Origin of the sequence: Luteolibacter sp. SL250, from assembly GCF_026625605.1 — a bacterium.
Lineage (GTDB): Bacteria > Verrucomicrobiota > Verrucomicrobiia > Verrucomicrobiales > Akkermansiaceae > Luteolibacter.
The window spans coordinates 1,503,898-1,527,002 of the sequence record NZ_CP113054.1; the positions used below are offsets into that span (position 1 = coordinate 1,503,898).

Consider the following 23,105-nt stretch of genomic DNA (forward strand, 5'->3'; position numbering starts at 1 on the left):
AGTGTTCAGTTTTCAGATTCCAGGAACGAACTGAGGTCACTTGAGGAGGAGATTGAGGAGCAGGTTCGGATACAGGCCGACGGCGAGCAGGGCGATGATCAGAATCAGGGCGGGGGCGCGGTCGGCGAAGGTGATGTCCGGAGCGGAGGTGGTGAGCTTCACGGCCGGGCCGTGGAAGATCCGGCGGTAGGCACGCAGCATGTAGACGGCGCTGATGACCACGCCCCAGACGGACAGGATGCAGGCGATCTGGACCGGGCCGAGGCCGGCGGTCGGGGAGTAGTCCTTGAAGGCGGAAAGGAAGACGAGAACCTCACCGGAGAAGTTCGCCAGTCCCGGCAGGCCGATGGAGGCCATGGCGGCGATGCCGAAGAGGAAGGCGAGTGTCGGAGCGGACTTGGCGAGTCCACCGAGGTCCGCGAGGTCGAGCGAGCCGGTGTTGCGCTCGATGCGGTCCGCCAGGCCGAACAGCAGGGCGATGGAGACACCGTGGGCGAACATCAGGACGATGGCGGCGGGAGCGGCGAGGGTGTTGCCGGGAACAGCGATCAGCGCGGCGATGGCCAGGAAGATGTAGCCCATGTGCATCACTGAGGAGTTCCCCAGCAGGGTATCCAGGCGCTTCTGGGAAATGGTGACGAGGCCGACCCAGAGGATATTGCCGAGCAGCAGGACCAGCAGCGGGGTGAGCCACTGTTGCAGGCCTTCCGGCACCAGCGGGATGGCCAGGCGCAACAGGCCGTAGAGGCCGAATTTTTTCAGGACACCGGCGTGCAGCATGGCCACCGGCGCGGGCGCGCTGGCATAGGCCGGGGCGGCCCAGGAGTGGAAGGGGAAGAGGGAAACCAGCGTGCCGAAGCCGATGATCAGCAGCGCGGCGATGCCTTTCTGCGCCTCCGCCGGGATCATCGCCTTGTTGGCGATCATCGTCGGGATGTCGTAGCTGCCGGTCAGGTTCGCCAGCCAGACAAGCCCGGCCAGCAGGATGATGGAGCCGATGCCGAGGTAGATGGTGATCTTCCAGGCGATCTCGCGGCGGTCACCGCGGCCGAGGATGCCGATCATCAGGAAGGTGGGGATCAGCGCCAGTTCGTGGAAGGCGTAGAAGAAGAACAGGTCGGTGGCGGCGAAGGCACCCAGGGCACCGGCGGAGATCAGCAGGGAGGAGCCGAACCAGAGTTTCTCTTTCCCGGCGGGGGACTGGCCGGAGAGGACGGCTGCCAGCGTGACGATGACCGTCAGCAGCACCATCACCAGGCTCATGCCATCCGTGAAGGCGAAGGAAAGGTGGAGCGCCGGTTTTTCCAGGACAGGCAGGTTGAATGCCCACGCCGCCTTCGGCGTGACCGTGGCCGCGAGTCCGAGTAACAGGTTGATCGCCGCCGCCGCGATGGAGGTGGATCTTGCGGGCGCGCCGAGCAGGATCGCGACGAAAGCGATGATCGGGAGAAAGACGAGGAGGGCGAGCATTTGAAAGTTTGCTAGGTGGCAGTTTTCAGTTTTCAGGGAATGGCGCTCCGGAAGCTCAGAAGAAAACCGTGAAGTAGATGACGAGGAGGGTTCCGATGCCGAAGGCGAAGGCATACGCCTGGAGGCTGCCGGACTGGACCTTGCGGAAGGCGTTGCCGAGGGACTCCGCGCCGCGGCTCAGGCCGCCGACGAAGATGCCGTTGATGAAAAGCTCGTCGAAGAAATGGACGATGGCGGCGAAGGCGTCCTGGAAGTAACGGACGAGGAAGTTGTCGTAGAAGCCGTCGATGTAGAAGCGGTTCTTGAACGGCGGGACGGAGAGCGGGTCCTTGTCCTTGCCCTTGTAGAGGACGAATCCCGTGATGAGGCCAAGGATCAGGGTGGCGATGGAGGCACCGAGGATGATGGAGTGGCCTTCCGCGTGGCCGCCTTCATGGATCGGGCGGAAAGCGCTGAGCTTGTCAGTGGTGAATCCGAATCCCGCGATCACCGCCATCACGGCGAGAAGCACCAGCGGAATGGACATCAGCGGGCCGACTTCATGCGCGTGGCCCGCGCCGTGTTCGTCACGAGGCTTGCCGAGGAAGGTGACCACGAACGCGCGGGTCATGTAGAAGGTGGTGAGGAAGGCGACGAAGACGGCGATGCCGAACAGCGCCTTGTTCCCGTTCCAGGCGGCGGCCAGGATTTCCTCCTTCGACCAGAAACCGGCGGTGACGTAAGGGACCGCGATCAGGGCCGCGGTGCCGATGGCGAAGGTGATGCCGGTGATGGGCATCTTCTTCAGCAGGCCGCCCATTTTCCAGATGTTCTGCTCGTGGTGGCAGGCGTAGATGATCGCACCGGAACCGAGGAACAGGAGCGCCTTGAACCAGGCGTGGGTGAAGAGGTGGAACATGCCCGCTTCACTGGAAACGAGGCCGACGGCCATCACCATGTAGCCGAGTTGGGAGAGGGTGGAGTAGGCCAGGATCTTCTTGATGTCGTCCTGCTGGGTCGCCATCAACGCGGCGGCCAGCGAGGTGATGCCACCGACCCAAGCGATGACCTGGCTGGAGAACAGGCCGGCGAGGACATCCTCCGGCAGGGCGAGGGAAAGCTGCACGCGGAAAAGCATGTAGACACCGGCGGCGACCATGGTCGCGGCGTGGATGAGGGCGGACACCGGGGTGGGGCCTTCCATCGCGTCCGGCAGCCAGACGTGGAGGGGTAGCTGGGCGGACTTGCCGACCGCGCCGCAGAAGACGAAGAGCAGCGCCATGGAAAGGATGCAGCCGTAGGCGGCGGAGTTCTGGGCGAAGTAACCGGCGTTGTCCGCGCCGAAGGCTTTCATGCCGTCCGCCATGCCGCCGAAGGTCAGCGTGCCGGTGATGCCCCAGATCATCAGGATGCCCACCATGAAACCGAAGTCACCCACGCGGTTGGCGAGGAATGCCTTCTTCGCGGCATCCGCGGCGGAGTCTTTCTGATACCAGTGGCCGATGAGCAGGTAGGAACTCAGGCCGACCAGCTCCCAGAAGATGAAAGTCATGATGAAGTTCGACGCCAGCACGATGCCGGTCATCGAGAACATGAAAAGGGACAGGCCGGTGAAGTAGCGGGCCTTCGCCTCGTCATCCTTCATGTAGGCGAGGGAGAAGATGTGGACCAGCATGCCGATGCCGGTCACCACGATCATCATGCCGGTGGAGAGCTTGTCGAGCTGGACGCCGATGTTGACGGAGAAGTCGCCGATGGTCGCCCACTGGAAATCGTAGGTGCCGGTCTTTCCAAGCAGCAGCACCGCGATGATGAAGGTCGCAACCGATGATCCGGTCGAAACGAGCGGTGCCAGGCCCGTCTTCTTCAGGACGAGCTGGTTGGCCGCGGCGACGGCCAGAGGGAGAAAGAGTAGGATCCAGGGCATGGGTGCGTCTGTTAGGAAAGGGGATGGGAAACCACGGATTACACGGATTTACGGATTATTCAGATTCTGTGTTCGCGGATCAGTGTGAACTTCGGAGTTCTCCTGGAGGTAAATATTGGCGATCCGTTTAAAGGTGAGGGAGAGGGGCCGAAAATTCAGAATCAAGCCAACTTGTAGTCCTGTGATGCTGAGATAACTCAATGTCTGGGCGATGTGGATGTCGCTGATGCTGGAAGCGGCTTTTGCTTCGATGATCACCTTGTCGGAGACGATCAGATCGGTGATGAGGTTGCCCACAATGCGCTTCCGGTAGAATACCGGGAATGCTTGTTGCTGGGTGAAATCGGGCGACTGGGCCGCGAACTCCAGGCAGAGAGCGTTCTCATAGATCTTCTCATCCAAGCCTGGGCCGAGAGCGCGATGCACCTTCATGGCCGCACCGATGATCTGCTCGGTGAGTTCCATATGTGGGTGGCTGTCAGCTCTGCTCTTCATTAAATCCGTATAATCCGTGAAATCCGTGGTTTCTATCCCTTCAGGGAAGTCAGCTCGTCGGTGTGGATGGTCTGGCGGGAGCGGTAGAGGGCCACGATGATGGCCAGGCCGACGGCGACCTCCGCGGCTGCGACGGTGACGACGAAGAAGACAAGCATCTGGCCGTTGTAGTCCGGCAGGCCGTTCACGGTGTTGAAACGGGAGAAGGCGACCAGGCTCAGGTTCGCGGCGCTGAGCATCAGCTCCAGGCACATGAAGACGATGATGATGTTCCGCCGGATGACGACGCCGGCGAGGCCGATGGCGAACAGCAGGCCGGAGGCGAGGAGGTAGTCGTTGAGAGTAGCCATCGGTTCAGGGGTCAGCGGTCAACAAGTGTGAGGACTATTCAGCCTGGCGTTTGGAAAGGGAGACGACGCCAACGGTGGCGACGAGGAGGAGCACGCCGAGGATCTGGAGGGGGAAGTTGTATTCGGTGAACAGCGTGTGGCCGATCAGGTGGACGTCGGGCAGTTTTCCTTCACCCAGTGTGGTGGCGATCTTGGAACCAGCGGGGAACCGGCCCGCGGAGTTGGCGAGGGCGGTCTTGTCCAGAGCGGGCGCGGCTTTGTCCGCCGTCTTGGATAGCACGCCGAGAAGCTGGACCACGAATGCCAGCGATAGGGCGATGCCCGCCGCGATGGGGGCGAGGCGGTTGGCCCGGTGTTCCTCGTTTTTCAGGTCGAGGAGCATGATGATGAACAGGAACAGCACCATGACCGCGCCGGTGTAGACCAGGATCTGGATGACTCCGACGAAGAACGCGCTCAGACCGATGAACAGCCCGGCCAGTCCCACGAAGCAGGTCACGACGGACAGCGCGCTGGAGACCGGATTGCGGAAGGCGACAACCGCGGTGCCACCGATCAGCATGATGGTGGTGAAAAGCCAGAAAAGGTAGGAGGGCATTGGGATTCTCGAAAAAGTTCAGCGGTCGTATTTAAGGCTGGCCCACCAGCCGACGAGTCCGAGCGCGAGGGTGATGACGCCCGCCAGGGTCAGGATGAAGCCGGACACCTGATGGATGTGGGGCGCGGCGGCCACGAGGCCGTAGACACCCGCAATGACGACGATGGAGGCCGAGATCGATTTCATTTCAGTTCGTTCCACTTGTTCACGAGGCCCTCGCGGACACCGCCGATCTGGTAGAGCTTCTTCTTGTCGTGGACCATCTCCTTCCGGCTGAGGCCGGTGATCAGGTAGTCCTTGCGGAGGAAGATGGCCTGCTCCGGGCAGACTTCCTCGCACATGCCGCAGTAGATGCAGCGGATCATGTCGATGTCGAACTCCAGCGGACGCTTCTCGACCTTTGCCCACTTGTCGTCGGACGGGATCTCGGACGGGGTGATCTTGATCGCCTTCGGCGGGCAGATGAATTCGCAGAGCTGGCAGGACACACAGCGCTCGCGGCCCTGCTCGTCGGTGACGAGGGTGGGCGCGCCGCGGTAGTGGTTGGGCATGTGGTCGTCCCACCGTTGCTCGGGGAACTGCATGGTCACGCCCAGACCGGAGGAGTTGAGGCTTTTCGCGCCCATCGACTTTCCGCGCAGGGAGGTGATGGCGTGGCGCATCGTGAGCATGAAGCCCTTGATGAGGCCGCCGAAGTAGATCTTCTCGCCGAGGCCGAGTTTGGGGCGCTGGAGTTTGACGATTGCCATGGAGGGAAAAGGGTTAGGCCCGGAGCAGCTTGGGTTTTTCCTCGGACACCTTCGCCACCCAGATGACGGCCAGCGTGAGGACGATGAGGAGGACGGCGCCGACGGCGATGATCGTGCCCTTGAGCTGAGGGGCGGCCAGGATCAGTGCGGCCAGGAAGACGTTGATGAGCGCGGCTTCGAAGAAGATCACCCAGCCCAGCTTCATGAGCTGGTCATAGCGGAACCGCGGCACCGTCCAGCGGACGAGGATGAAGAAGAGGATGAAGACGATCAGCTTCGTCATGAACACGCCGAGGTGGATCAGCCCGGCCAGGCCGAATCCGGCGATGTTCCAGTCCGCGATGTGGGAATCGAGCGTGAAGCCCATCGACCAGCCGCCGAGGAACAGGGTTACGATCATGGCGGAGCCGATGACCATGGCGGCGTATTCGCCCATGAAGAACATGGCGAACTTCATCGAGGAATATTCGGTGTGGTAGCCGCCGACGAGTTCCGTCTCGCACTCCGGGAGGTCGAAGGGCATGCGGTTGGTTTCCGCGAAGATGGAGATGGTGAAGATGAGGAAGGCGATGGCGGCGGGGAACCAGAACAGCGCCTTTTCCATGGTCAGGCCGAAGCCGTCCTTGTCCCAGATGGGCAGCAGCAGCCAGCCGTGGTCCGCCTGGTGCTGGACGATCTTGGAAAGGTTCAGGTCGCCGAAGTAGAGCAGCACCGGGATGACGGAGAGCCCCAGGCAGATCTCGTAGGAGATCATCTGCGCGGTGGAACGGACACCACCGATGAACGGGAACTTCGAATTCGAGGCCCATCCGGCGATGGTGATGCCGTAGACACTGAGCGAAGCGACGGCGAAGACGAACAGCGGGCCGACATCGATGTCGGCGATGACCAGCTTGTATTCCTCCCCGTTGACCATCAGCGGCGAGCCGAAGGGGACGACACACACGGTGATCAGCGCAGGGATGACGGTGAGGGCGGGGGCCAGCCAGTAGAACGCTTTCCGGACATGGTCCGGGGTGAAGTCCTCCTTCAGGAACAGCTTCAGGCCGTCCGCGATGGGCTGGACCAGACCGAAGAGGTGGAAGTCTTTCTTTGCCCCGAACAGCGTGAGCGGGATGCCCACCCGGTTCGGCCCCACCCGGTCCTGGATGATGGCGGAGAAGCGGCGCTCGAAATAAACGGATACCGGCACCAGCGGCAGCACGACCATGAAGGTCAGCGCGACGATTTTGACCAGGATGATGAGGATCGGGACGATGTCCATGGTAGCGGAAAGGTTGTCCGGTTAGCCGTTGATGATGCCAGCGGCCTTGCGGGCGCCCTCGTTCTTGAGGAGGGGGATTTCGTAGCCGGTCTCCAGCACCTGCGTGCCTTGGTGGCCGATTTTCGAAAGGGTGAGGTCGTTGAAGGCGGGAACCGTTTCGGCGACTTGCTTGAAGAGATCCTCGATGAGGAACAGCGGGCTCTTTTCGCCGGTGATGGCGGCGGTGAGGTCGCGGAGGATTTCCCAGTCGTCGCGGGCCTGTCCCGGCAGTTCGTTGGCCCGGTTGAGGCGTTGCAGGCGGCCGCTCAGGTTCACCATCGAGCCGCGTTTCTCGGTGAAAGCGGCGGATGGCAGGACGATGTGGGCGTTCTCCGCGGTCGGGTTCGCCAGAATGTGGGATTGGATCAGCAGCTTCAGTTCCGAAAGGTCGTCGTGGGTGAAATCCGCGTCGGCGATGAGGTCCTCACCGAATACGAGGAGCGCCTTGATGGCGCCGCGGCGGACGCCCTCGCGGATGGCGGAAAGGTCGGCGTAGGGATCTTCCAGACCCAGCACCAGCTTCGCGCCGGTGGTGTTCGGGTTGCGGTCGGCGGCGACCAGCAACTTGTCCGCCTCACCCGTGCGCGGGACCAGGGAAAGGTGGCTGGTGCCGATGGTTTGCGTGAGCTTTTTGACGAGGAACAGCTCCTCGTTGGTCATTCGGCCGGAGGCGATGACCGCCACTTCGTCCGGGGAGAGGGTCTTGAGAACGGTGGCGGCGGTGGCGTGGGCGTCCGCCCATGGGACCACTTCGTGGACGGGTCCTTGCTTCACCAGCGGCTCGGTCAGGCGGGCGTCGCTGTTGATGTAGTGGAAATTCAGGCGGTGGGAGTCCGGCATCCAGTTGCTGTTCACGCCGTCATTCTGGCGCGGGGTGATGCGGTGGATGGTGTTGCCGCGGTTCCAGACGGTGATGTTGGTGCCAGTGCCGCAGTTCACGTCGATGGTCGGCGTTTCCTTGAGGAACCAGACCCGCATCTGGAAGCGGAAGTCATTGGAAGTCAGTGCTCCGACCGGGCAGATGTCCGCCGTGTTGAGGGAGTAGTTGGAGTCCAGCAGGCGTCCAGGGTGGACGGTCAGGGTGGTGTGGGTGCCGCGTTGGGTGAAGCCCAGCACCGGATCCCCGGCCACCTCATCCATGAAGCGGATGCAGCGGCTGCACATGATGCAGCGCTCGTCATCCAGCCGGATGCGCGGGCCGATATCGACGTTCTTCGGCTTCTTCACCTTCATGTCCACGAAGCGGGAAACGCCGCGTCCGTGGTCCACGGAGTGTTCCTGCAGGCGGCACTCGCCGGCCTGGTCACAGATCGGGCAGTCCAGCGGGTGGTTGATGAGGAGGAACTCCATCACGCCCTCGCGGCATTTCTCGACCAGCTCTCCCTGGGTGCGGATGCCCATGTTTTCGCCGACGGTGTTCGCGCAGGCGATGGCCGGACGGGGCATCCAGCCGATGTTTTCGTAGCCGTCTTCGTCACGCTTCGGTTCCTCACCGGGAGCCGGACGGGGTGGCATGCCCATCTGTACCAGGCACATACGGCAATTGCCGGGGACGGAAAGCTTCGGGTGGTAGCAATAATGCGGGACCAGCGCGCCCACCTGGCGGCATGCCTCGATCATCCGGGTGCCACGGGGAAATTGGTGCCATGTGCCGTTGATCTGGACATTCACCATGCCCTTTTCGGCGGCTAGGTCTTTTGGAAGCTTGATTTCCGCGGTCGCCGAAGGTGTGTCGCTCATGGCTGGTGAAAGGCACTGAATCCCGACGGATGATCATTTCCGGCGGGTTCGCGCGCGAATATGTCAATCCGCCCATGAACGGGCAAGCGTGCTTTGTGAAATTTTTCACAAGCTGGCAATAGGGAGGCAGGATCGGCGTGGCGGAGCCGGCGGTTGGCGTTCTTGCCAATTTTCCACCCTAGGGCTAGGATGCTCCTATGACGGCGGTGCCAAAGCATCATCATCTGGGTATCGAGGAATACCTGGCTGGCGAACTGACGTCCGAGACCAAGCATGAATATCTCGGGGGAGCGGTGCATGCGATGGCCGGGGCGTCCAACCGCCACAATGAGATCTCCTCAAACATCATGGTCTCGCTTGGTTCAGGACTTCGTGGAAAATCCTGCCGGGTCTTCAATAGCGACACGAAGGTCCGCATTGAGCTGACCAGCCAAACCCGCTTCTACTACCCGGATGCGATGGTCGTTTGCCAGAAGAGCCAGGATTCGGAGCAATTCCAGCAATGGCCTGCTGTGATCGTGGAGGTCCTCAGCGATTCGACGCGGCGGACCGACCTGACGGAGAAGAAAGAAGCGTACCTGACGATCCCGTCGCTCAAGGTCCTGATCTTCGTCGAATCTGACGAACCTCTGGTGCTGGTCCATCGGCGCGGTCCCAGCGGAGGATTTACCAGGGAGGAGTATTTCGGATTGGAGAAATCAGTGCCGTTGCCGGAGGTCGAGACGGAACTGAAATTGGCGGAGATCTACGAGCGGGTGGAGTTCTGAGAGCTGGACGCCCCAGTCCCCCCGACCTCCGTTATTTCCCACCGGCCAGCCGCCGCCGCGTTTCCTCATCCACCGGCTCGCACAGGCGGTAGCCGTCACCGTGGCTGGGGATGGTCATCAGCAGGGCGTCCCGTTCGTAGGGTGAGGGGAAATCGAGACCGATGAGCGCGCGGCCGATGCGTTCGCCGGACTGGCGATAGTTGAAGTAGCAGAGGTTCGCGTTGCCCTGGATCCGCTGGCCGAGGAAGTCGTGGAGCGCGCCCTTCCGTTCATAGAAGTCCAGCCGCAGAAAGGCGGGGTTCCTGAGCAGGTCGCTGCGTAGTGGAATGGCGCGGAAGTCGATGTCGATGGCCCCGGTGAGGTCCTGCCAAGCAAACCCGGCGGCATCCAGTTTTGCGGGGACCCCATCCAGGACGGCTGCGTCGTCCGCGGCGATGGTGAAGGCGGGCCACGCCTCCGCTTCGTCGGTCTTTCCGTATTGGAAGTCGGTGATGTTCACTCCGTCGAAGCAGGTGTCCAGCAACTCCAGCATGGTGCCCGGTCGCTCCGGGATCCTCACGCGCAGCGTGCGGCTGATCTGGTTGGAGGCGCCCTGTGACTGGGCGATGAGGCCGAGCTGGAGGAAATCCACGTTCGAGCCGGAGACAACGATGAGCACTTTCTTTCCCTTGAGCGCCTCGCGGTTCTTGATGACGGCGGCCAGACCCAGCGCGCCGGACGGCTCGGAGACGCAACGCAGCGTTTCCCACAGCGTGCGGATGGCGTGGCTGACCTCCGTGTTGGTGACGGTCTCGATGCGGTCCAGCGTTTCACGGAGGATCTGGAATGGGAATTCGCCCGCCTTGCGGACGGCGGTTCCGTCGCAGAACAGATCTACGTTTTCCAGTGAGATGGGTTTCCCCGCCTCCAGCGCGGCTTTCATCGACGCCTGGCCGATGCCCTCCACGCCGATGATTTCAATACCCGGCCAATAGGTCTTCAGCCAGGTGGAAACCCCGGCCGCCATCCCGCCACCGCCGATCTGGAGGTAGGCGGCGTCAAACGGGCCGTGGCCGGAAAGGACGACTTCATCCGCGAGCGTGCCTTGTCCCGCCATCACCTTCACGTCGTCGTAGGCGTGGACATAGACGGCTCCGCTCTGCGCTTCATCGGCGCGGGCGGCTTGCACCGCCTCGTCATAGGAGTCTCCGGAAAGGTGGATCTCCACGAACTCCCCGCCGTGGTGGAGGACGGCGGATTGTTTCACCCGCGGGGTGGAGCGCGGCATGTAGATGCGCGCCCGGATGCCCAGCGACTTCGCCGCCAGCGCGATGCCCTGCGCGTGGTTGCCCGCGGAGGCGGTGACCACTCCCTTCGCGGCTTCCTGCGGTGCCAGCACCGCCATGCGGTTGCAGGCGCCGCGCCACTTGTAGGACTTCACCGCGCACAGGTCCTCCCGCTTCACCCATACCTCGGGTCCGTCGGGAATAATGATGCGCTCGAGAGGAGTTGGCTGGCCGAAACGATAGACACGCTCCCTGGCAAAGAGCGTTTCCTGGCGGAGTTGTCGGTCGAGCGGGAGATCCTCGCGTTCCATGATGCGCGGAGTCTTGCCCGCCCCGCCGGACCCGGCAAGCGCGGTGCGGCGGGAAATTCACGGATTGCCATGCCGCGTGATTCCGGAATGCTGCCGCCATGGAACATCCGAACGATCCCCTGCACGGCATCACGCTGGAAGCCGTGCTGCGCAAGATGGTGGACCGCTACGGCTGGGAAACGCTGGCCGACCGCATCCCGATCCGCTGCTTCATGTTCGACCCCACCATCAAGTCCAGCCTCACCTTTCTCCGGAAGACTCCATGGGCGCGGAAGAAGCTGGAGGACTGGTATGTCTATGATGCGGTCCGGAAAGTGAAGTAAGGAGGGAGGACACTCCTGTCCTCCGGCTGCAACAGGAACGCAAAGCAAAGGCATCTCAAAATAGATCCGCCTTTTATCTGCCATTGCCAATGCCGCCGGTGGACAGGAGTGTCCACCCTCCTTACTCGGCTGCAATGGGAACACAGAGCAAAGGCATCTCAGAATAGATCCGCCTCTTACCTGCCATCGCCAATGCCGCCGGTGGACAGGAGTGTCCACCCTCCTTACTCGGCTGCAATGGGAACACAGAGCAAAGGCATCTCAAGATAGATCCGCCTCTTACCTGCCATCGCCAATGCCGCCGGTGGACAAGTGTCCACCCTCCCTACCTCAGGTTCTCCCGGCACCACACGATGCCGCGCTCCAGCTCCGCTTTCTGGTAAGCCTGCTCCGCCGCCTTCTTGTCTCCCTCCGGTTTGAAAGACGGGATGGCCTTCCCCTGTTTCGCCAGCGCCAGGAACTTCGCGAAGCCCCGCGCGGAGACGTTCTCGTAGCCGTTCCAGAACTCAGGCTTCAGGTAAGTGAACGGGCGGTTGATGCCACTGATGATCTCCAGGATGAAAGGCGCGCCGGGAGCCAGCTCCGCGAATCGCTTCGCATACGCCTTCATGTCCGTCTGTCCCTCACCGATGGACGTCCACGCGACCTGTGCTCCGTCGCCATCCTCCCAGATGATGTTGTTCCGGATGCCGGAGCAGACGGTGTAGGGTCCCAGCACTTCCAGATTCTCCATGGGATCTTCCAGCGCCCATGCGGCGTTGCCGCTGTCAATGGTGCAGCCGACGAAATCCCGGCCCGCCTCCTCGATGAGGTCGCGCAGTTCATACGATTGCATGTCCCCCGCGTGGTTCTCGATGGCGATCTTCACCCCGTGATCGATGGCGAAGCTGCGGACGTTCTTCAGCACGGCCAGCGTGTCCTTGTTCCGCGCCTTGATGCCGCCGGGGCTTTTCCGGTCATCGGCAAAGCCCTGGTAGCAGCGCGCCACCGGTGAGCCGAGCGCCTTCGCCACGCGGATGGTGAGCTTGAGGTGTTCCTCCGCCGTGCCCCACTTGTCGGAGAAACGGTGCGCGGTGGGACAGATGCCGCCGGTGCCGGCGTAGAGAGCGATGTTGAGATCCGCCGCCTTTCTCCGAAGATCGTCCAGATAGGCGTCGGTGTGGTTCTCATACACATCCAGGTCGGAAAGGAGCAGGCAATCCACCTTCTGTTCCGCCGCGTAGTCGATGAGTGGTCCGGCTTTGAGTCCCAGCGCGCGGATCGAGAAATTGTCGAAGCCGACCTTCATCTTCGCCCCCTCTGCTGCGGCGGCCGTGGCGGCATTGGCGAAAGGTGCGGCGATGGCCGCTGCGGCGGTGGTCTTCAGGAACGAACGGCGGTGCATGGTGGTCTCCGGGCTAGAAAGATGATGTCGCGGACGGAATTTCGGACAAGCTCCGAAGTGTGAGATCCGGTGTGCATTCTCCGGGACGGAGGGATCCGGAATGGCCGGCGAAGAGCGCGGTGCGGAATCCCGCCGCCTGCGCGGGCAGGATGTCCTGCCGGGGATCGTTCCCGACGAAAAGCGTCTCCGCCGGGGAAATGCCGCACGCCTCCAACCTCCGCACCAGCAGTTGGAACAGCTCCGGTGATGGCTTCGCGAGGCCATGCTGGTAGGAAAGAAGGGTCAGCTCCGGGACCAGCAGATGGGTGACCGCGCCGAGCGTGCCGTCCAGGGCAGGCAGCGTGTTGGCCTGGGCGTTCGACAGCACGCCGAGCGTCACGCCCTCCGCGGAAAGGCGCTGGAGAGTTTCCCGCGCGCGGGGCATCGGCTCGCACGGATGCCATGCGTTCTCCACCGCCGTGATGAGGTCCGTCACATCCTCCGTGGTGCCCAGCACTTCCTGCCAGACCTGCATCAGATCGATCTCCGGATGGGCATGCCCCGACTCCGCATGGTGGCGGCGGACGGCTGCATGCAGCACGGCCGTTGGCGAATCCCCTAGATCATGCCCGGCTGCGGAAAGGATTTCCCGCAGTGCCGGATCGAATGCCGGATCGTGCTTCACCGCTCCCGGCGGGGCGATGAGCAGCGTGCCGTAGATGTCGAAGATGACCGCGCGGATCTTCGCGATGGATGTGCGGAGGAAATGGAAATTCTCCGGCGAAAGGTAGGCGTCCAGCACACGTTCAGGATCGGCATACCCCACGGCACCTGGCGCACGCCCGGACAGCGATGCGTAGTATGAGATGAGTTTTCTCCCATACTCTCCTTCCGGAATGCCCTGCCCCGTGTAAGGCGCGGGTGGCTGTGCCAGCGCCTCCCGCATCCATTCGTCGGCAGGCTTCCCGCCGATGATGGGACGGAGCGATGGATCACCACGCAGGCGCAGCAGGATTTCCCGCTGCAGCGTCTCCGGCAGGTTGCCGAAATCCACATGCCCGTCATGAAGCAGTGCTGCCCTGGCTGAGTCGGTATCCTCCGGGGCGAGCCTGCGCTTGTAGAGCCGGTGGGTCTCACCGAGATGACGGGAAAGATGGCGTCGCAGGTACCCGGCTGGCATCCATTCCTCAGGCACCAGGATGTTCTGATAGATCGGACGGTCGCCGGACCGCGGATGGGTTTCGAGTTCCCTCCCGATGACCGGCTTTCCGAACGCTGCGGCCTCAGGAAAGATCATGCCGAATCCCTCCGCCACGGACGTCGTGATGAAGTGGGTGGAGGCCGCAATCCATGAGGCGTAGGAAGCATCGTTTTCCCCATGAGGCACGGTGCGGTCCACCACCCCGAACTGGACGGGCAGTTCCAGTTCCTCTGCCAGCCACTTCCAGTGGTCGTGGATGGCGCGCGCGGCCGGATCTTCCGGTGCGCGTGTGATGGCGAAGCGGGTGCCCTCCGGCGCGAACATGGACAGCAGCAGCAGCTCTCCCAGATTCTTCCGCCGGATGGCCCGCGTGGGATAGAGGATCAGCGGTGGCTTTTCCTGCGGGGCAGGGGGGAGGGGGGGCGCAGTGGGGATGGGGTTCGGAAGTAGGATCGCGTTCTCCTCCGGCAGCCCTGCGGCCAGGAACCGGTGATGGTCCGTTCCGTTGATGAACGCATAGCGGACGCGCGGTGACAGCGGATAGAGCCACGGTTGCTCCGCCACCAGCGGATGGTTCCCCGGTCGCCCGTCCTCCACCAGATCATGGAGTTGCAGAACCAGCCGTTCTCCCGCCTCCGCCAGCAGGGACACCACGCGGGGCATGAGGATGTTTTTGCCCAGAGAGTGGTTGTGGAAATGCCAGACGTCCGGTGGGCCGCCCAGGGCATCCGCCGCCGCCTTCCGCATCTCCTCGAGCAGGGCCTCCGCCGGGCGCGCGCTGGTCCGGAGGTAACGGAGATCCGGGACGATCCGTACCGGGAGATCCTCCGCAGGCGCGTTGCCGCACAGCACCAAATGGTGCACTCCAGCCGCCGCCAGCCCGCGGCACGCGGCGCGGATGATGGTGGTGACCCCGCCGGGTGACAGGTGGTAGTGGACGATGGCGATGCGCATGACGGCCCGGCGGCGGTTCGCGGGAGGCTACCGGCTAATTATCTTTTGTTAGACCCATTGCCAAAACAAACTGCCGAAATGCAATTCAACCGCAGATGAACGCGGATGTACGCAGATCGAAGAGATCCATCCAAATCCTCTTATTTATCTGCGTACATCCGCGTTCATCTGTGGTTGAAAATCTCTTCTCTCACGAGGGTAGGAACTTGCACTAGGTAGGATTAAGCGGTTTCACGAAATGGAATCCCCAGATCTCGAATCCCAGACGGTGGTAGAGCCGGTGGGAGGGGTGGTTCGAGGTGTAGCTGTCCAGCACGAGGATCTCACAACCCTCCGCCCGGGCGGCCGCCTCCAGATCTCCGATCAGGCGCGTGCCGATCTTCGCGGAACGGGCGTCAGGGTGGACCACCAGGTTGTCCACCTCCAGATACTTGCCGCACCAGACCTTGGTGGCGATCCACGCTCCGGTCAGCCCCACCAGCCGGTCACCGGAAAAGGCGCCCGTCAGCCGGTAGTGCGGATGCTCCGCGAGGATGGTGGCGAGGCGTTCCCGCAGTGTCCCGCAGGGTGTGGATGGATTCAGGAAACCCAGCAACTCCGCCGCGGCGGGCAGATCCGCGCCGCCCAAGGGCCGCAGGGTGAGGGGTTCCATGGCAGGAAGGGATGACTCAGGGAGCGGGCGCGGGTTTGATGGAGATCATCAGCGCGTTCTCCGCGGCGAGATGCTTCTTCGCCAGCGCGTTGATCTCCTTAAGGTTGATCGCGCGGTAGTCCTCGTCGCGGGTGCGGGCTAGGTCCAGCCGCTTCGGATCCGCCTGGGACTGGCTGAGCACGGTGCTGAGCCAGTAGCCGTTGTCGCGGGTGGACTTATCCAGCATCCCCAGCGTCGGCTTCAGCGCGCGGTCCAGTTCGTCGTCGGTCGCGCCCTTTTCGGAAAGCTCGTGGGCGATGTCCCGCACCGTCTTCAGCAGCAGCTCCAGGTCCTCCGGCTTGCCGACGCTCTGGCCGATCACGTAGCCGAAATTGTCCAGCGCATCGGATCCGGAGGCACCGGCGTTCGGGCTGTATGAGGCTCCCAGTTTCTCGCGGATCTCCTCGCGGATGCGGTTCTCGAAGATGGTGGAGAGGATGTTGAGGCGGCGGAACTCCGGGATGTTGTTCCGCATGCCGCCGGTCTTCCACACGGTGGAGGCGACGGCCTGCGGGATCTTCGATTCGAAGGTGAAGGTCTTCTCGCCGGGTGCGTTCGGGAACTTCACCGTGCGCGCCGCGTCGAGCGGGGCGGGGGCCGCGGCCCGCGCCGGGAGCGCGCCGAAGGTCGAAAGGATGCCGGGCAGCACCTCATCCACCGTGAAGTCACCCACGATGCTGAGCTCCAGGTAGCCCTTCGTCAGTTCCGGGGTGAGCCACTTCTTCGCGTCCGCGATGGTGTAGGAGGCCAGCTTTGCCTGCGGTGCCACGGAGAAGCGGGCGTCGCCGCCGTGCAGCCACGCGTTCATCTCCTGCTCCGGGCCGGAGGTGGTGTGTTTCAGTTGCTGGTAGATCGTCGGGATCATCTTCTGGAACTGCCACAGCCCCTCGTTCCGGTAGCCCGGATCCGTCAGGGTGGCGGCCAGCAACTGCAGTTGCAGCAGGAAGTCCGCCGGAGTGGTGGTGCCACCGAGGATGAAGGCGTCCTCTCCGATGCCGAAGCCGCTGTTCACGTTCTTCCCGGCCAGGATGCGCTGCAGATCGTCGTTGGAGTGCTTGCCCAGGCCGCCGCCGTCAAACACCGCGGAGGCGAATGCGTCGAACATCGGGCTGTCCTTTGGCTGGCTCAGTTGCCCGGAACCGATGCGCGCGGAGACGCGGATCTTGTTCTTTTCGAAATCCGTCGGCTTCAGGTTCACCCGGATCTTGTTGGAAAGCACCAGTTGGGTGATGCCCAGGTCAGCGACTTCCTTGCGGGTGGCCACTGTACCCGGCTTGCCGAAGTCCGTGTAGCCGAATGGCTCGACGGCCTTCGCGGCGGGGGCTTCCACCGGTTGGCCGGTCGCCTCCTGATAGAGGGATGCCAGGGTGCCCTCCGCGCCTTCCGGCTTCTCCTTGGTGGTCAGTGTCAGGTGGTAGCCCGGTGCGTTCCAGAACGCTTTGAACGCTTCGTGGATCCCGGCGAGATCGATGGAATCGAGCGCCTTCTTTGCGATCTCCAGGTTCGTCTCCGGGGTGGAGAACACCTTGTCGTCATTGATCATTCGGGCGAGGGAGGAAGCCAATCCCTCCGACTTCCGGGTGGGTTTCTGCTTCACCGCCTGCTCGTAGGCGTTGATCAGGTTCGCCTTCGCCTCTGCCAGTTCAGCTTCCGTGAAACCATGCTCCAGAGCGCGGCGGAACTCGTGCTCCAACACCGGCACCGCTTCCTGCCAGCGGTCGTCCGCTGCGGTCACGTCGATGGAGCCGAGCTCCAGGTAGTTGAACAGGTCGAAGTCACCCGCCGAGCCGGTCGTGATCGGGGAGTTCTCTTGCTTCGCCAGTTGGTCGAAGCGTCGGGAAAGGATGGAATGCGCCAGCCCCCGAGGGATGCGCTCCGTGCGGTTCGCCGCCGTATCAGGCTTCTGGACGAACGGGCGGGTCAACATCAGGGAGACTTCCGTGGAGTCCACTTCCTTGTCCGCGAAGACGCTGGCCTCGATGCCCTCCGGCGACTTGATCGGTCCCAGATCCGGATTCTTCCCGGGATCCGCGGGGTTCTTCATATCGCCGAAGACGGCTTCCACCCGCTTTGCGATCTCAGCAGCGTCGATGTCGCCCACCACCACGAAAGTCATCCGCTCCGGGGTGTAGTAACGCGTGTAGAAGTCGGTGAAGCGCTCGCGGGACGCGCCCTTGATCACTTCCTCCGTGCCGATGGGGAAACGCTTCGCCACCAGGGAGCCGGGCAGGAATTTCTGGTACTGTTGCTCCATCAGGCGGTAGTCCACGGAGTCACGGCTCATCTTTTCCGAAAGGATCACACCGCGCTCCTTGTCGATCTCATCCGCCTCCAGCTTCGCGCCATCGCCGAAGTCGCGCATCACGGTGAAGCCCAGATCCAGGGTGTCCTTCGACAGGTCCGGCAGGTCCAGCATGTACACCGTCTCGTCGAACGAGGTGTAGGCATTCGCGTGCGCGCCGAAGGCGATCCCCAGCCGCTGCATCTTCGGGATAAGCTCCGCGGACGTGAAGTTCTTCGATCCGTTGAACACCATGTGCTCCAGGAAATGCGCCAGTCCCTGCTGGTCATCCGCCTCCATCAGAGAGCCGGCGGCCACGTGCAGGCGCATGGACACGCGCGTCGGCGGCTCCACGTTCGGGTAGATGATGTAACGGAAGCCGTTCGGCAGCTTGCCGAAGGTCGCACCCTCGTCGGGCTTGATGTCAGAGGCTTCCTGCGGCCATGGCTTTGCCGCCACGGGTGCCGGCGCCGCCGTCGGAGCGGGGACTGTTTCGGCCGTGGCGGCTGGCTTCTGCTCGGCCGGAGCGGCCGCCGCAGGTGGTGGATCCGCCGGTTTTTCCTGCTTCGGGCGCAGGGACAGGACCGTTGCGGTCACTGCCAGGATGAGGACGAGGATGAGCGGCGTGGCCTTCTGCATGGGGAAGAAAATGGAGGTTGTGTGGCGGGGTGGCAACGTCGAAAGCGGCACCGCCCGGAGCCGTTGTCCATGGGCCGCGAAAAGATCTTTGAAATCGGTGTTGCATTCCCCCGGCGCGCATGCTGTTTTGTGCGCCCCGGCGCGACCCGCCGGAAAAAGTCATCAGCTCGGATGGCGGAATTGGTAGACGCGCTAGATTCAGGTTCTAGTGGGGGCAACCCCGTGGAGGTTCGAGTCCTCTTTCGAGCACTTCTTTAGGTAGAACGAGTTAGGGAGCCATCAAGGCTCCCTTTTTCGTTTATGTGGCCTGACTTTCGTTCGTTTATGCTACTTCTTATGCTAGCAGTTGCGCGAGGATTGTCTGACCAGTTCCAGCTCGTCATAGCTCTTCGCACCACTTTAGCATCGGAAGAACGACCGGACTTCTGACCCTGGCAGGCCGTGAGATCCGGGGAGTGAAAAGGTGACGAACTTTTTTCGGAAAAGTGCGTTGACCCGGTTGTCAGTATCTCGTCGCCGGTATAAAAGAGTACGTCCGTTGATTGCTCTGTCGGTGTCCAAAACCGGGGGGGAGGGAGGCCTAACATGAAGCGTAAGTTCCGCAAGGAAGGAGCGCAGAGGCAAAATACCCACGCGGTTGGCTGTCTCGGTCATGGAAGGTTCCGCCAACCGCCCTCACTAGAATGACATATACCACAAAGCAGTGTAAAGCCGCCTCCTCGGAGTCGACTAAAAACCAAAATAGCACAGGCGATCAGTCCACAGTCCCCAATTCGGGGATTGCGGAACGAATCCTCACTGTTGAAGAGGCTGTCCAGACGAGTTCTGGCAAAGATCCTCGGAATCAGTCAGTCGGACTCGACGATTTGCTCCGAGAATTTGAGAAGAAGCCTACCCCCAAAGGAGTTTCTCGGAAGGTCGTCAAATCTCTACTCTCAGATCAACCCAGCAAGTATCAGCTTGGCGGATTCTCCAGACGCCCCGCTCGCCCTGCTCCCAAGGCAGGAGCGTTTGGAACCTCCAAAGCGCAGAAAGCGAATTTCGACAGCCAAAAGCGGTCGGGGAAACACGGCCTCGATGCCTACATGTCGAGAATGGGACATGCTTCCGTCACCATGATGGACGCTTTGGCTCGGAGGCACGGAGTTCCCTACGAGCTCTCCCTGCCTTGCATGCTGCATGTCCTCAGCCTGTCCCTCAGCCCGCGTCTGCAGGTCCGCGAAGAGGATTTCTCGTCCACTCCGGTCCTTCAGATCCAGGTAGGGGCTTTTCCCAAGGTTGGAAAGTCCCTCGCCTACACTGCGATTGTCGGTACCCTTCACAGGCTGATCGACGCTTGCGTGTTTCCCGACATTCTCCAGAATGCGTTCACCGAAATCGGTCTTCTCCGGGCTGCCAACTCTGACTCCTGGAACTCGGTGGGGGTCTCGGATCCGGATGGTAGCCAGATCATCCGCACGATCACCGTGGATTCTGGAAAGGCGGCCTTCGCCCTGGACTTCCATGCAAAGGGCTTTTGCGGCGAGCGTTACGAACGGGTGACGGCGGAGGGTAAGGACACCATTCCGCATCTCCATCTGGGTACGCTTGTGATGGTTCAACCGGAGAGAATCACGGACTTCTTTGGAAGTACCAGGGTTCGTGAAAAGGGACTGATCAACCGCACCCTTCAGTTCCAGGCACTGGAAGCATTGCCCAAGACGCCGACAGCTGTTTCAGTGGATCAGGCAAAGCCTTTGCTGGAGAAACACTTCAGACGGTTTGCGGCGATTCGTTCCGCCGAGAAAGCTGCGGGGTACATTCCTGTCACTCTCTCGTCCGAAGCCAGTGAATGGCTCAAGACCGAGCGGGCAAAGTCGGAGGATAGCGTTCTTCGGAGGGATGAACTGGGCGTCCGGCTGGCAGCTATTCTCCATGCCGAGCGGATTGCCGAAGGGCATCCTGATGGTGATCTGGAATCCCTCCTCGAAGATACCGAGATTGGACTGGCGGATCTCCAGGCGGCCGTTGGTCTCTGTGATCTTTGCGAGTCTTACACCCGGAATGCGGAGATTTTTAGCGAGGATGCCCATGAGAGGGTGACGAACGAGAAGGCGAATTTGCTGGAAGCGGCTCTTCGGGCCCGTGGGGGCTCTGCGAGGGTTGACACTCTCATCGAGGAACTGGGAATCGCCCGAAACACTGTCTATACCATTGTCAGGGCGAAGCCTGACAGATTTGCGCGAGGAGAGCGTCTCCATAGCGGAAAAAGGGGCCAGCCGGCCATCGTGATCCGCTTGATTTCGGAGGAAGGGAAGTTAGCCGGGGACGCGGGAGTGCCAGTCAATTAATCATTTAATTAAGGGCTCTTCCGGCTTCTTACGGAGGAGCCCTTTTCAGGATCGCTGGCTGTGGGGGGCAGCGCAGGGCCTGATTTCTTGATTTCTTGATTTCTTGATTTCTGGGAGCTAGGTGCTTCCTTGATCTGTGCGAGCCTCGAATCGTGAAAGCGGACAGCGATAGCTGTTCTTACATCGCATAGCGCGGGGCTGATCGCAGTAAGCCTCTTGAACTTCTTGTTCTATCCTCGTAGCAGTCCGATATGACCGAACCAACCGAGATTCAGAAGGTTCTTAGGAGGCGACTTTTTGGCGATCTGCTGCCGAATCCAGATTTTTCGACGCTCTTTCAGGACGGCTTTCCCAAACATGGGGAGGCGCGGAAAATGGCGAGGCTGATATCAAAGACAGAACCCAATTCCGCTCTAGGTCGAATCTGCTCAAAACTCCTTTTGTGTGATCTTGCGCTTTCTATATCGGATGTCCAAAAGATCTCGGGATTGTCAGGACGAGAATGGGAGGAATTTGCTCTTTTGGGAAGACTGGTGGAACCTCTCTTTTTCAACCCCCAGACCCAGACAATCGGATTGGGCCTTCTTGATCCGGACAAATCTTAATTTTTCACTTTGAGCTTGCAACGAGGTGCCTGCAATGCAAGTATCTGTAGCGCCTCTGGCGCAGGGTGCTCATCGAGCGGCTATGTCGGTTGATGCCCTATTTAATCACTGGTAGTTTGGCACCTGGCTACCTGACACTCCCGGCAAATGGACTCGTTTCGAGATCCGCGGCTTCCCTCGTCTAAGGACGGTAGGGAGTGTTGTGATGGTCATTCTGATTCAGGATGAGCGATTTTCTTTCGGTTCATTTGTGTGGGAACAACCCAGACAATATGAAAAAGTGAAAAAGAAAAGTATCCATAACCAGAAGAAAGCGGAAACCCCTGTGTTGATCGATGGCCCTCTCGTGATGCGCCCTGCGATGGTTGCAGATTATTTCGGTGTTACCGAAAAGACGGTCAAGGAGTGGGGACGGAAAGGACTCCTCGTCTCTGTCTTTCCGGGAGACGGTTCGACCTACTACACCATGGAGTCGATCCAAGCGCTCGCACTTAAGAAACCACACCTCATTGCAAAAGCTAGGAAGGAGCACGCTGGATTGACATTGGAGCAAGAGCTTCAAAAGCACGATGCTCGTGATTCGAACACTATGGTTCGACGCAGCAAGGTGATTGCATTCTTTGATCTCGCCGACGAAGAACTCCTCAGGTGGGAAGAAAAGGGGGTGTTGACGCCTCAACGCGTCGATGGGGCGGACGGGATACACTACTGTTTCAAAGATGTGAAGGCCCTGATCCAAGATATCATGGACGAAATTCGAGTATGATCTCTTCCAGAGATAAATAGGGTATGGTCGGCTAATCCGGTCCACATCCAGTGATATGAAAGAGCCTCCAGGAGAAATCTCGGAGGCTCGATCAATCTGGAGCTTCCGGCGTTTCGTTGCCTTCGGGGATCCAGATATTCTTGAAAGTGAGGTGTGTCGTATAAATAGCGTATCTTCCACGGTGCCACTCTGTTAGAAGATCCATGAAAATGCCCGCGCGCCGTGGGATTTGCTTGCAGAGCGCGGGATTAACTGCTTGAACAGGAATGTCTGCACCAGCAGGCGAGGGTCTGAATAACCCTGTCCGCTAGCGGTCGGCAATGACCGCAACATTGCCGCCAAACCGTGCCAAATGGCCGGGGAGGCGGCGGCGCATGTCCAGGCCGCTTCCTCCGGGGAGTCGGCTAAAGGCCGTTGCGGCTGTCTAGCGGCAGCTTATTCACTCCCCGTCCACCTGGGAAGGACCCCATTCCTCCCCATGAGTACGAACACCACTTTTCTTCATCGGCTGCATCGAGGTCTGGCAGATCCCGCCGTTGCTTGTCTTGGCCCCCTCACGCTGAAGCTGCGGGCGTACTACCTCCTTCCGTTCCTCTCTCTCCCTGTCCTGACGGGGGACTTCCGTCTCGGCGGTCTTTCCAACCATGCAGTCATGACCTATCGTGGCGGATGGGCACTGGGAGAAATCGCCACAAATGCGGATCGGCAGACACAGCGGCGGACGTTGGCGGGCGCTCTCTCAGAAATGCCCTCCGAGGACGGGGATTGGTTTAAGGAAGGATTTTCGGACGGCCTGAAGGGACGGAAAGCCCGTTACGACGTTCCGGACGATCTGTTCGGGGAAGATTGAACCACGGCCATGGAACTCATCGGGATACTTCTTGGAATTCTGAAGCTCGCGCTGGCTGTGGGCGGAGTCGTGCTCGTTGTCAGGACCACACGGTCCAAGGGAGCAGCAGGCGTGAACCTCAAAAGAATGAAGTGCTGTGGATGCGGGG

General features: G+C 61.3%; 19 protein-coding genes and 1 tRNA gene. 6 read left to right on the forward strand and 14 right to left on the reverse strand.

Annotated elements, in window-relative coordinates; translation table 11 throughout:
- Nucleotides 1-36: 36 nt before the first annotated feature.
- From OVA24_RS06675 to OVA24_RS06715, 9 genes are all read right to left on the reverse strand, one after another.
- Nucleotides 37-1,470, reverse strand: a complete 1,434-nt coding sequence (locus tag OVA24_RS06675) for a complex I subunit 4 family protein (RefSeq protein ID WP_267674417.1) — start codon at nt 1,468-1,470, stop codon at nt 37-39.
- A gap of 55 nt (nt 1,471-1,525) precedes the next feature.
- On the reverse strand, nt 1,526-3,376 hold the full coding sequence (gene nuoL, locus OVA24_RS06680; RefSeq protein WP_267674418.1) for an NADH-quinone oxidoreductase subunit L: 1,851 nt from the start codon (nt 3,374-3,376) through the stop codon (nt 1,526-1,528).
- A gap of 48 nt (nt 3,377-3,424) precedes the next feature.
- Entirely contained in the window at nt 3,425-3,841 is a 417-nt protein-coding gene (locus OVA24_RS06685) for a GxxExxY protein (protein ID WP_267674419.1), read from the reverse strand.
- 62 nt (nt 3,842-3,903) lie between these two features.
- Nucleotides 3,904-4,221 carry an NADH-quinone oxidoreductase subunit NuoK gene (gene nuoK / locus OVA24_RS06690; protein WP_267674420.1) on the reverse strand — a complete coding sequence of 106 codons (318 nt, stop codon included), beginning with the start codon at nt 4,219-4,221 and terminating at the stop codon, nt 3,904-3,906.
- Nucleotides 4,222-4,255: 34 nt separating this feature from the next.
- A complete protein-coding gene (locus tag OVA24_RS06695) occupies nt 4,256-4,819 on the reverse strand; it encodes an NADH-quinone oxidoreductase subunit J family protein (RefSeq protein WP_267674421.1) in 564 nt (187 codons plus the stop codon).
- Nucleotides 4,820-4,837: 18 nt separating this feature from the next.
- On the reverse strand, nt 4,838-5,005 hold the full coding sequence (locus OVA24_RS06700) for a hypothetical protein (RefSeq protein ID WP_267674422.1): 168 nt from the start codon (nt 5,003-5,005) through the stop codon (nt 4,838-4,840).
- Nucleotides 5,002-5,568, reverse strand: coding sequence for a NuoI/complex I 23 kDa subunit family protein (locus OVA24_RS06705; RefSeq protein ID WP_267674423.1), 567 nt, complete (start codon nt 5,566-5,568; stop codon nt 5,002-5,004). The genes OVA24_RS06700 and OVA24_RS06705 overlap by 4 nt, the downstream gene beginning before the upstream one ends.
- A gap of 13 nt (nt 5,569-5,581) precedes the next feature.
- Entirely contained in the window at nt 5,582-6,832 is a 1,251-nt protein-coding gene (locus OVA24_RS06710; protein ID WP_267674424.1) for a complex I subunit 1/NuoH family protein, read from the reverse strand.
- 21 nt (nt 6,833-6,853) lie between these two features.
- A complete protein-coding gene (locus OVA24_RS06715; RefSeq protein WP_267674425.1) occupies nt 6,854-8,611 on the reverse strand; it encodes an NADH-quinone oxidoreductase subunit G in 1,758 nt (585 codons plus the stop codon).
- A 197-nt stretch (nt 8,612-8,808) separates the two neighbouring features.
- Here OVA24_RS06715 and OVA24_RS06720 point away from each other — a divergent pair, with 197 nt between their 5' ends.
- Nucleotides 8,809-9,378, forward strand: coding sequence for a Uma2 family endonuclease (locus OVA24_RS06720; RefSeq protein ID WP_267674426.1), 570 nt, complete (start codon nt 8,809-8,811; stop codon nt 9,376-9,378).
- A 31-nt stretch (nt 9,379-9,409) separates the two neighbouring features.
- Here OVA24_RS06720 and OVA24_RS06725 read toward each other — a convergent pair whose 3' ends face one another.
- Nucleotides 9,410-10,954, reverse strand: a complete 1,545-nt coding sequence (locus tag OVA24_RS06725; protein ID WP_267674427.1) for a pyridoxal-phosphate dependent enzyme — start codon at nt 10,952-10,954, stop codon at nt 9,410-9,412.
- A 98-nt stretch (nt 10,955-11,052) separates the two neighbouring features.
- Between OVA24_RS06725 and OVA24_RS06730 the strand changes: the two genes are divergently transcribed.
- Entirely contained in the window at nt 11,053-11,277 is a 225-nt protein-coding gene (locus OVA24_RS06730; RefSeq protein WP_267674428.1) for a VF530 family protein, read from the forward strand.
- Between the two features lie 325 nt (nt 11,278-11,602).
- Here OVA24_RS06730 and OVA24_RS06735 read toward each other — a convergent pair whose 3' ends face one another.
- The 4 genes from OVA24_RS06735 to OVA24_RS06750 all read right to left on the reverse strand — a co-directional run bounded on the left by OVA24_RS06735 (nt 11,603) and on the right by OVA24_RS06750 (nt 18,406).
- Nucleotides 11,603-12,661: a sugar phosphate isomerase/epimerase family protein gene (locus OVA24_RS06735; protein ID WP_267674429.1), complete on the reverse strand. Its 1,059-nt coding sequence runs from the start codon at nt 12,659-12,661 to the stop codon at nt 11,603-11,605.
- A gap of 13 nt (nt 12,662-12,674) precedes the next feature.
- A complete protein-coding gene (locus OVA24_RS06740; protein ID WP_267674430.1) occupies nt 12,675-14,795 on the reverse strand; it encodes an HAD family hydrolase in 2,121 nt (706 codons plus the stop codon).
- Nucleotides 14,796-15,006: 211 nt separating this feature from the next.
- Nucleotides 15,007-15,447 carry a GNAT family N-acetyltransferase gene (locus OVA24_RS06745; protein ID WP_267674431.1) on the reverse strand — a complete coding sequence of 147 codons (441 nt, stop codon included), beginning with the start codon at nt 15,445-15,447 and terminating at the stop codon, nt 15,007-15,009.
- A 16-nt stretch (nt 15,448-15,463) separates the two neighbouring features.
- Nucleotides 15,464-18,406 carry a M16 family metallopeptidase gene (locus OVA24_RS06750; protein WP_267674432.1) on the reverse strand — a complete coding sequence of 981 codons (2,943 nt, stop codon included), beginning with the start codon at nt 18,404-18,406 and terminating at the stop codon, nt 15,464-15,466.
- 165 nt (nt 18,407-18,571) lie between these two features.
- On the opposite strand from OVA24_RS06750, the gene OVA24_RS06755 reads away from it, so the two are divergent.
- The 4 genes from OVA24_RS06755 to OVA24_RS06770 all read left to right on the forward strand — a co-directional run bounded on the left by OVA24_RS06755 (nt 18,572) and on the right by OVA24_RS06770 (nt 22,957).
- Nucleotides 18,572-18,655, forward strand: a tRNA-Leu gene (locus OVA24_RS06755).
- 923 nt (nt 18,656-19,578) lie between these two features.
- The gene (locus OVA24_RS06760; protein WP_267674433.1) at nt 19,579-20,736 is read left to right on the forward strand and encodes a DUF3987 domain-containing protein; all 1,158 of its coding nucleotides are present in this window, start codon (nt 19,579-19,581) and stop codon (nt 20,734-20,736) included.
- 810 nt (nt 20,737-21,546) lie between these two features.
- Nucleotides 21,547-22,107: a MerR family transcriptional regulator gene (locus OVA24_RS06765; protein ID WP_267674434.1), complete on the forward strand. Its 561-nt coding sequence runs from the start codon at nt 21,547-21,549 to the stop codon at nt 22,105-22,107.
- A 478-nt stretch (nt 22,108-22,585) separates the two neighbouring features.
- On the forward strand, nt 22,586-22,957 hold the full coding sequence (locus OVA24_RS06770; protein WP_267674435.1) for a hypothetical protein: 372 nt from the start codon (nt 22,586-22,588) through the stop codon (nt 22,955-22,957).
- The last annotated feature ends 148 nt before the right edge of the window (nt 22,958-23,105 follow it).

Coding starts and splice junctions, on each gene's coding strand:
- OVA24_RS06675 (WP_267674417.1), bottom strand. CDS start 1,470: ATGCTCGCCCTCCTCGTCTTTCTCCCGATCATCGCTTTCGTCGCGATC.
- nuoL (WP_267674418.1), bottom strand. CDS start 3,376: ATGCCCTGGATCCTACTCTTTCTCCCTCTGGCCGTCGCCGCGGCCAAC.
- OVA24_RS06685 (WP_267674419.1), bottom strand. CDS start 3,841: ATGGAACTCACCGAGCAGATCATCGGTGCGGCCATGAAGGTGCATCGC.
- nuoK (WP_267674420.1), bottom strand. CDS start 4,221: ATGGCTACTCTCAACGACTACCTCCTCGCCTCCGGCCTGCTGTTCGCC.
- OVA24_RS06695 (WP_267674421.1), bottom strand. CDS start 4,819: ATGCCCTCCTACCTTTTCTGGCTTTTCACCACCATCATGCTGATCGGT.
- OVA24_RS06700 (WP_267674422.1), bottom strand. CDS start 5,005: ATGAAATCGATCTCGGCCTCCATCGTCGTCATTGCGGGTGTCTACGGC.
- OVA24_RS06705 (WP_267674423.1), bottom strand. CDS start 5,568: ATGGCAATCGTCAAACTCCAGCGCCCCAAACTCGGCCTCGGCGAGAAG.
- OVA24_RS06710 (WP_267674424.1), bottom strand. CDS start 6,832: ATGGACATCGTCCCGATCCTCATCATCCTGGTCAAAATCGTCGCGCTG.
- OVA24_RS06715 (WP_267674425.1), bottom strand. CDS start 8,611: ATGAGCGACACACCTTCGGCGACCGCGGAAATCAAGCTTCCAAAAGAC.
- OVA24_RS06720 (WP_267674426.1), top strand. CDS start 8,809: ATGACGGCGGTGCCAAAGCATCATCATCTGGGTATCGAGGAATACCTG.
- OVA24_RS06725 (WP_267674427.1), bottom strand. CDS start 10,954: ATGGAACGCGAGGATCTCCCGCTCGACCGACAACTCCGCCAGGAAACG.
- OVA24_RS06730 (WP_267674428.1), top strand. CDS start 11,053: ATGGAACATCCGAACGATCCCCTGCACGGCATCACGCTGGAAGCCGTG.
- OVA24_RS06735 (WP_267674429.1), bottom strand. CDS start 12,661: ATGCACCGCCGTTCGTTCCTGAAGACCACCGCCGCAGCGGCCATCGCC.
- OVA24_RS06740 (WP_267674430.1), bottom strand. CDS start 14,795: ATGCGCATCGCCATCGTCCACTACCACCTGTCACCCGGCGGGGTCACC.
- OVA24_RS06745 (WP_267674431.1), bottom strand. CDS start 15,447: ATGGAACCCCTCACCCTGCGGCCCTTGGGCGGCGCGGATCTGCCCGCC.
- OVA24_RS06750 (WP_267674432.1), bottom strand. CDS start 18,406: ATGCAGAAGGCCACGCCGCTCATCCTCGTCCTCATCCTGGCAGTGACC.
- OVA24_RS06760 (WP_267674433.1), top strand. CDS start 19,579: ATGCTGCATGTCCTCAGCCTGTCCCTCAGCCCGCGTCTGCAGGTCCGC.
- OVA24_RS06765 (WP_267674434.1), top strand. CDS start 21,547: ATGGTCATTCTGATTCAGGATGAGCGATTTTCTTTCGGTTCATTTGTG.
- OVA24_RS06770 (WP_267674435.1), top strand. CDS start 22,586: ATGAGTACGAACACCACTTTTCTTCATCGGCTGCATCGAGGTCTGGCA.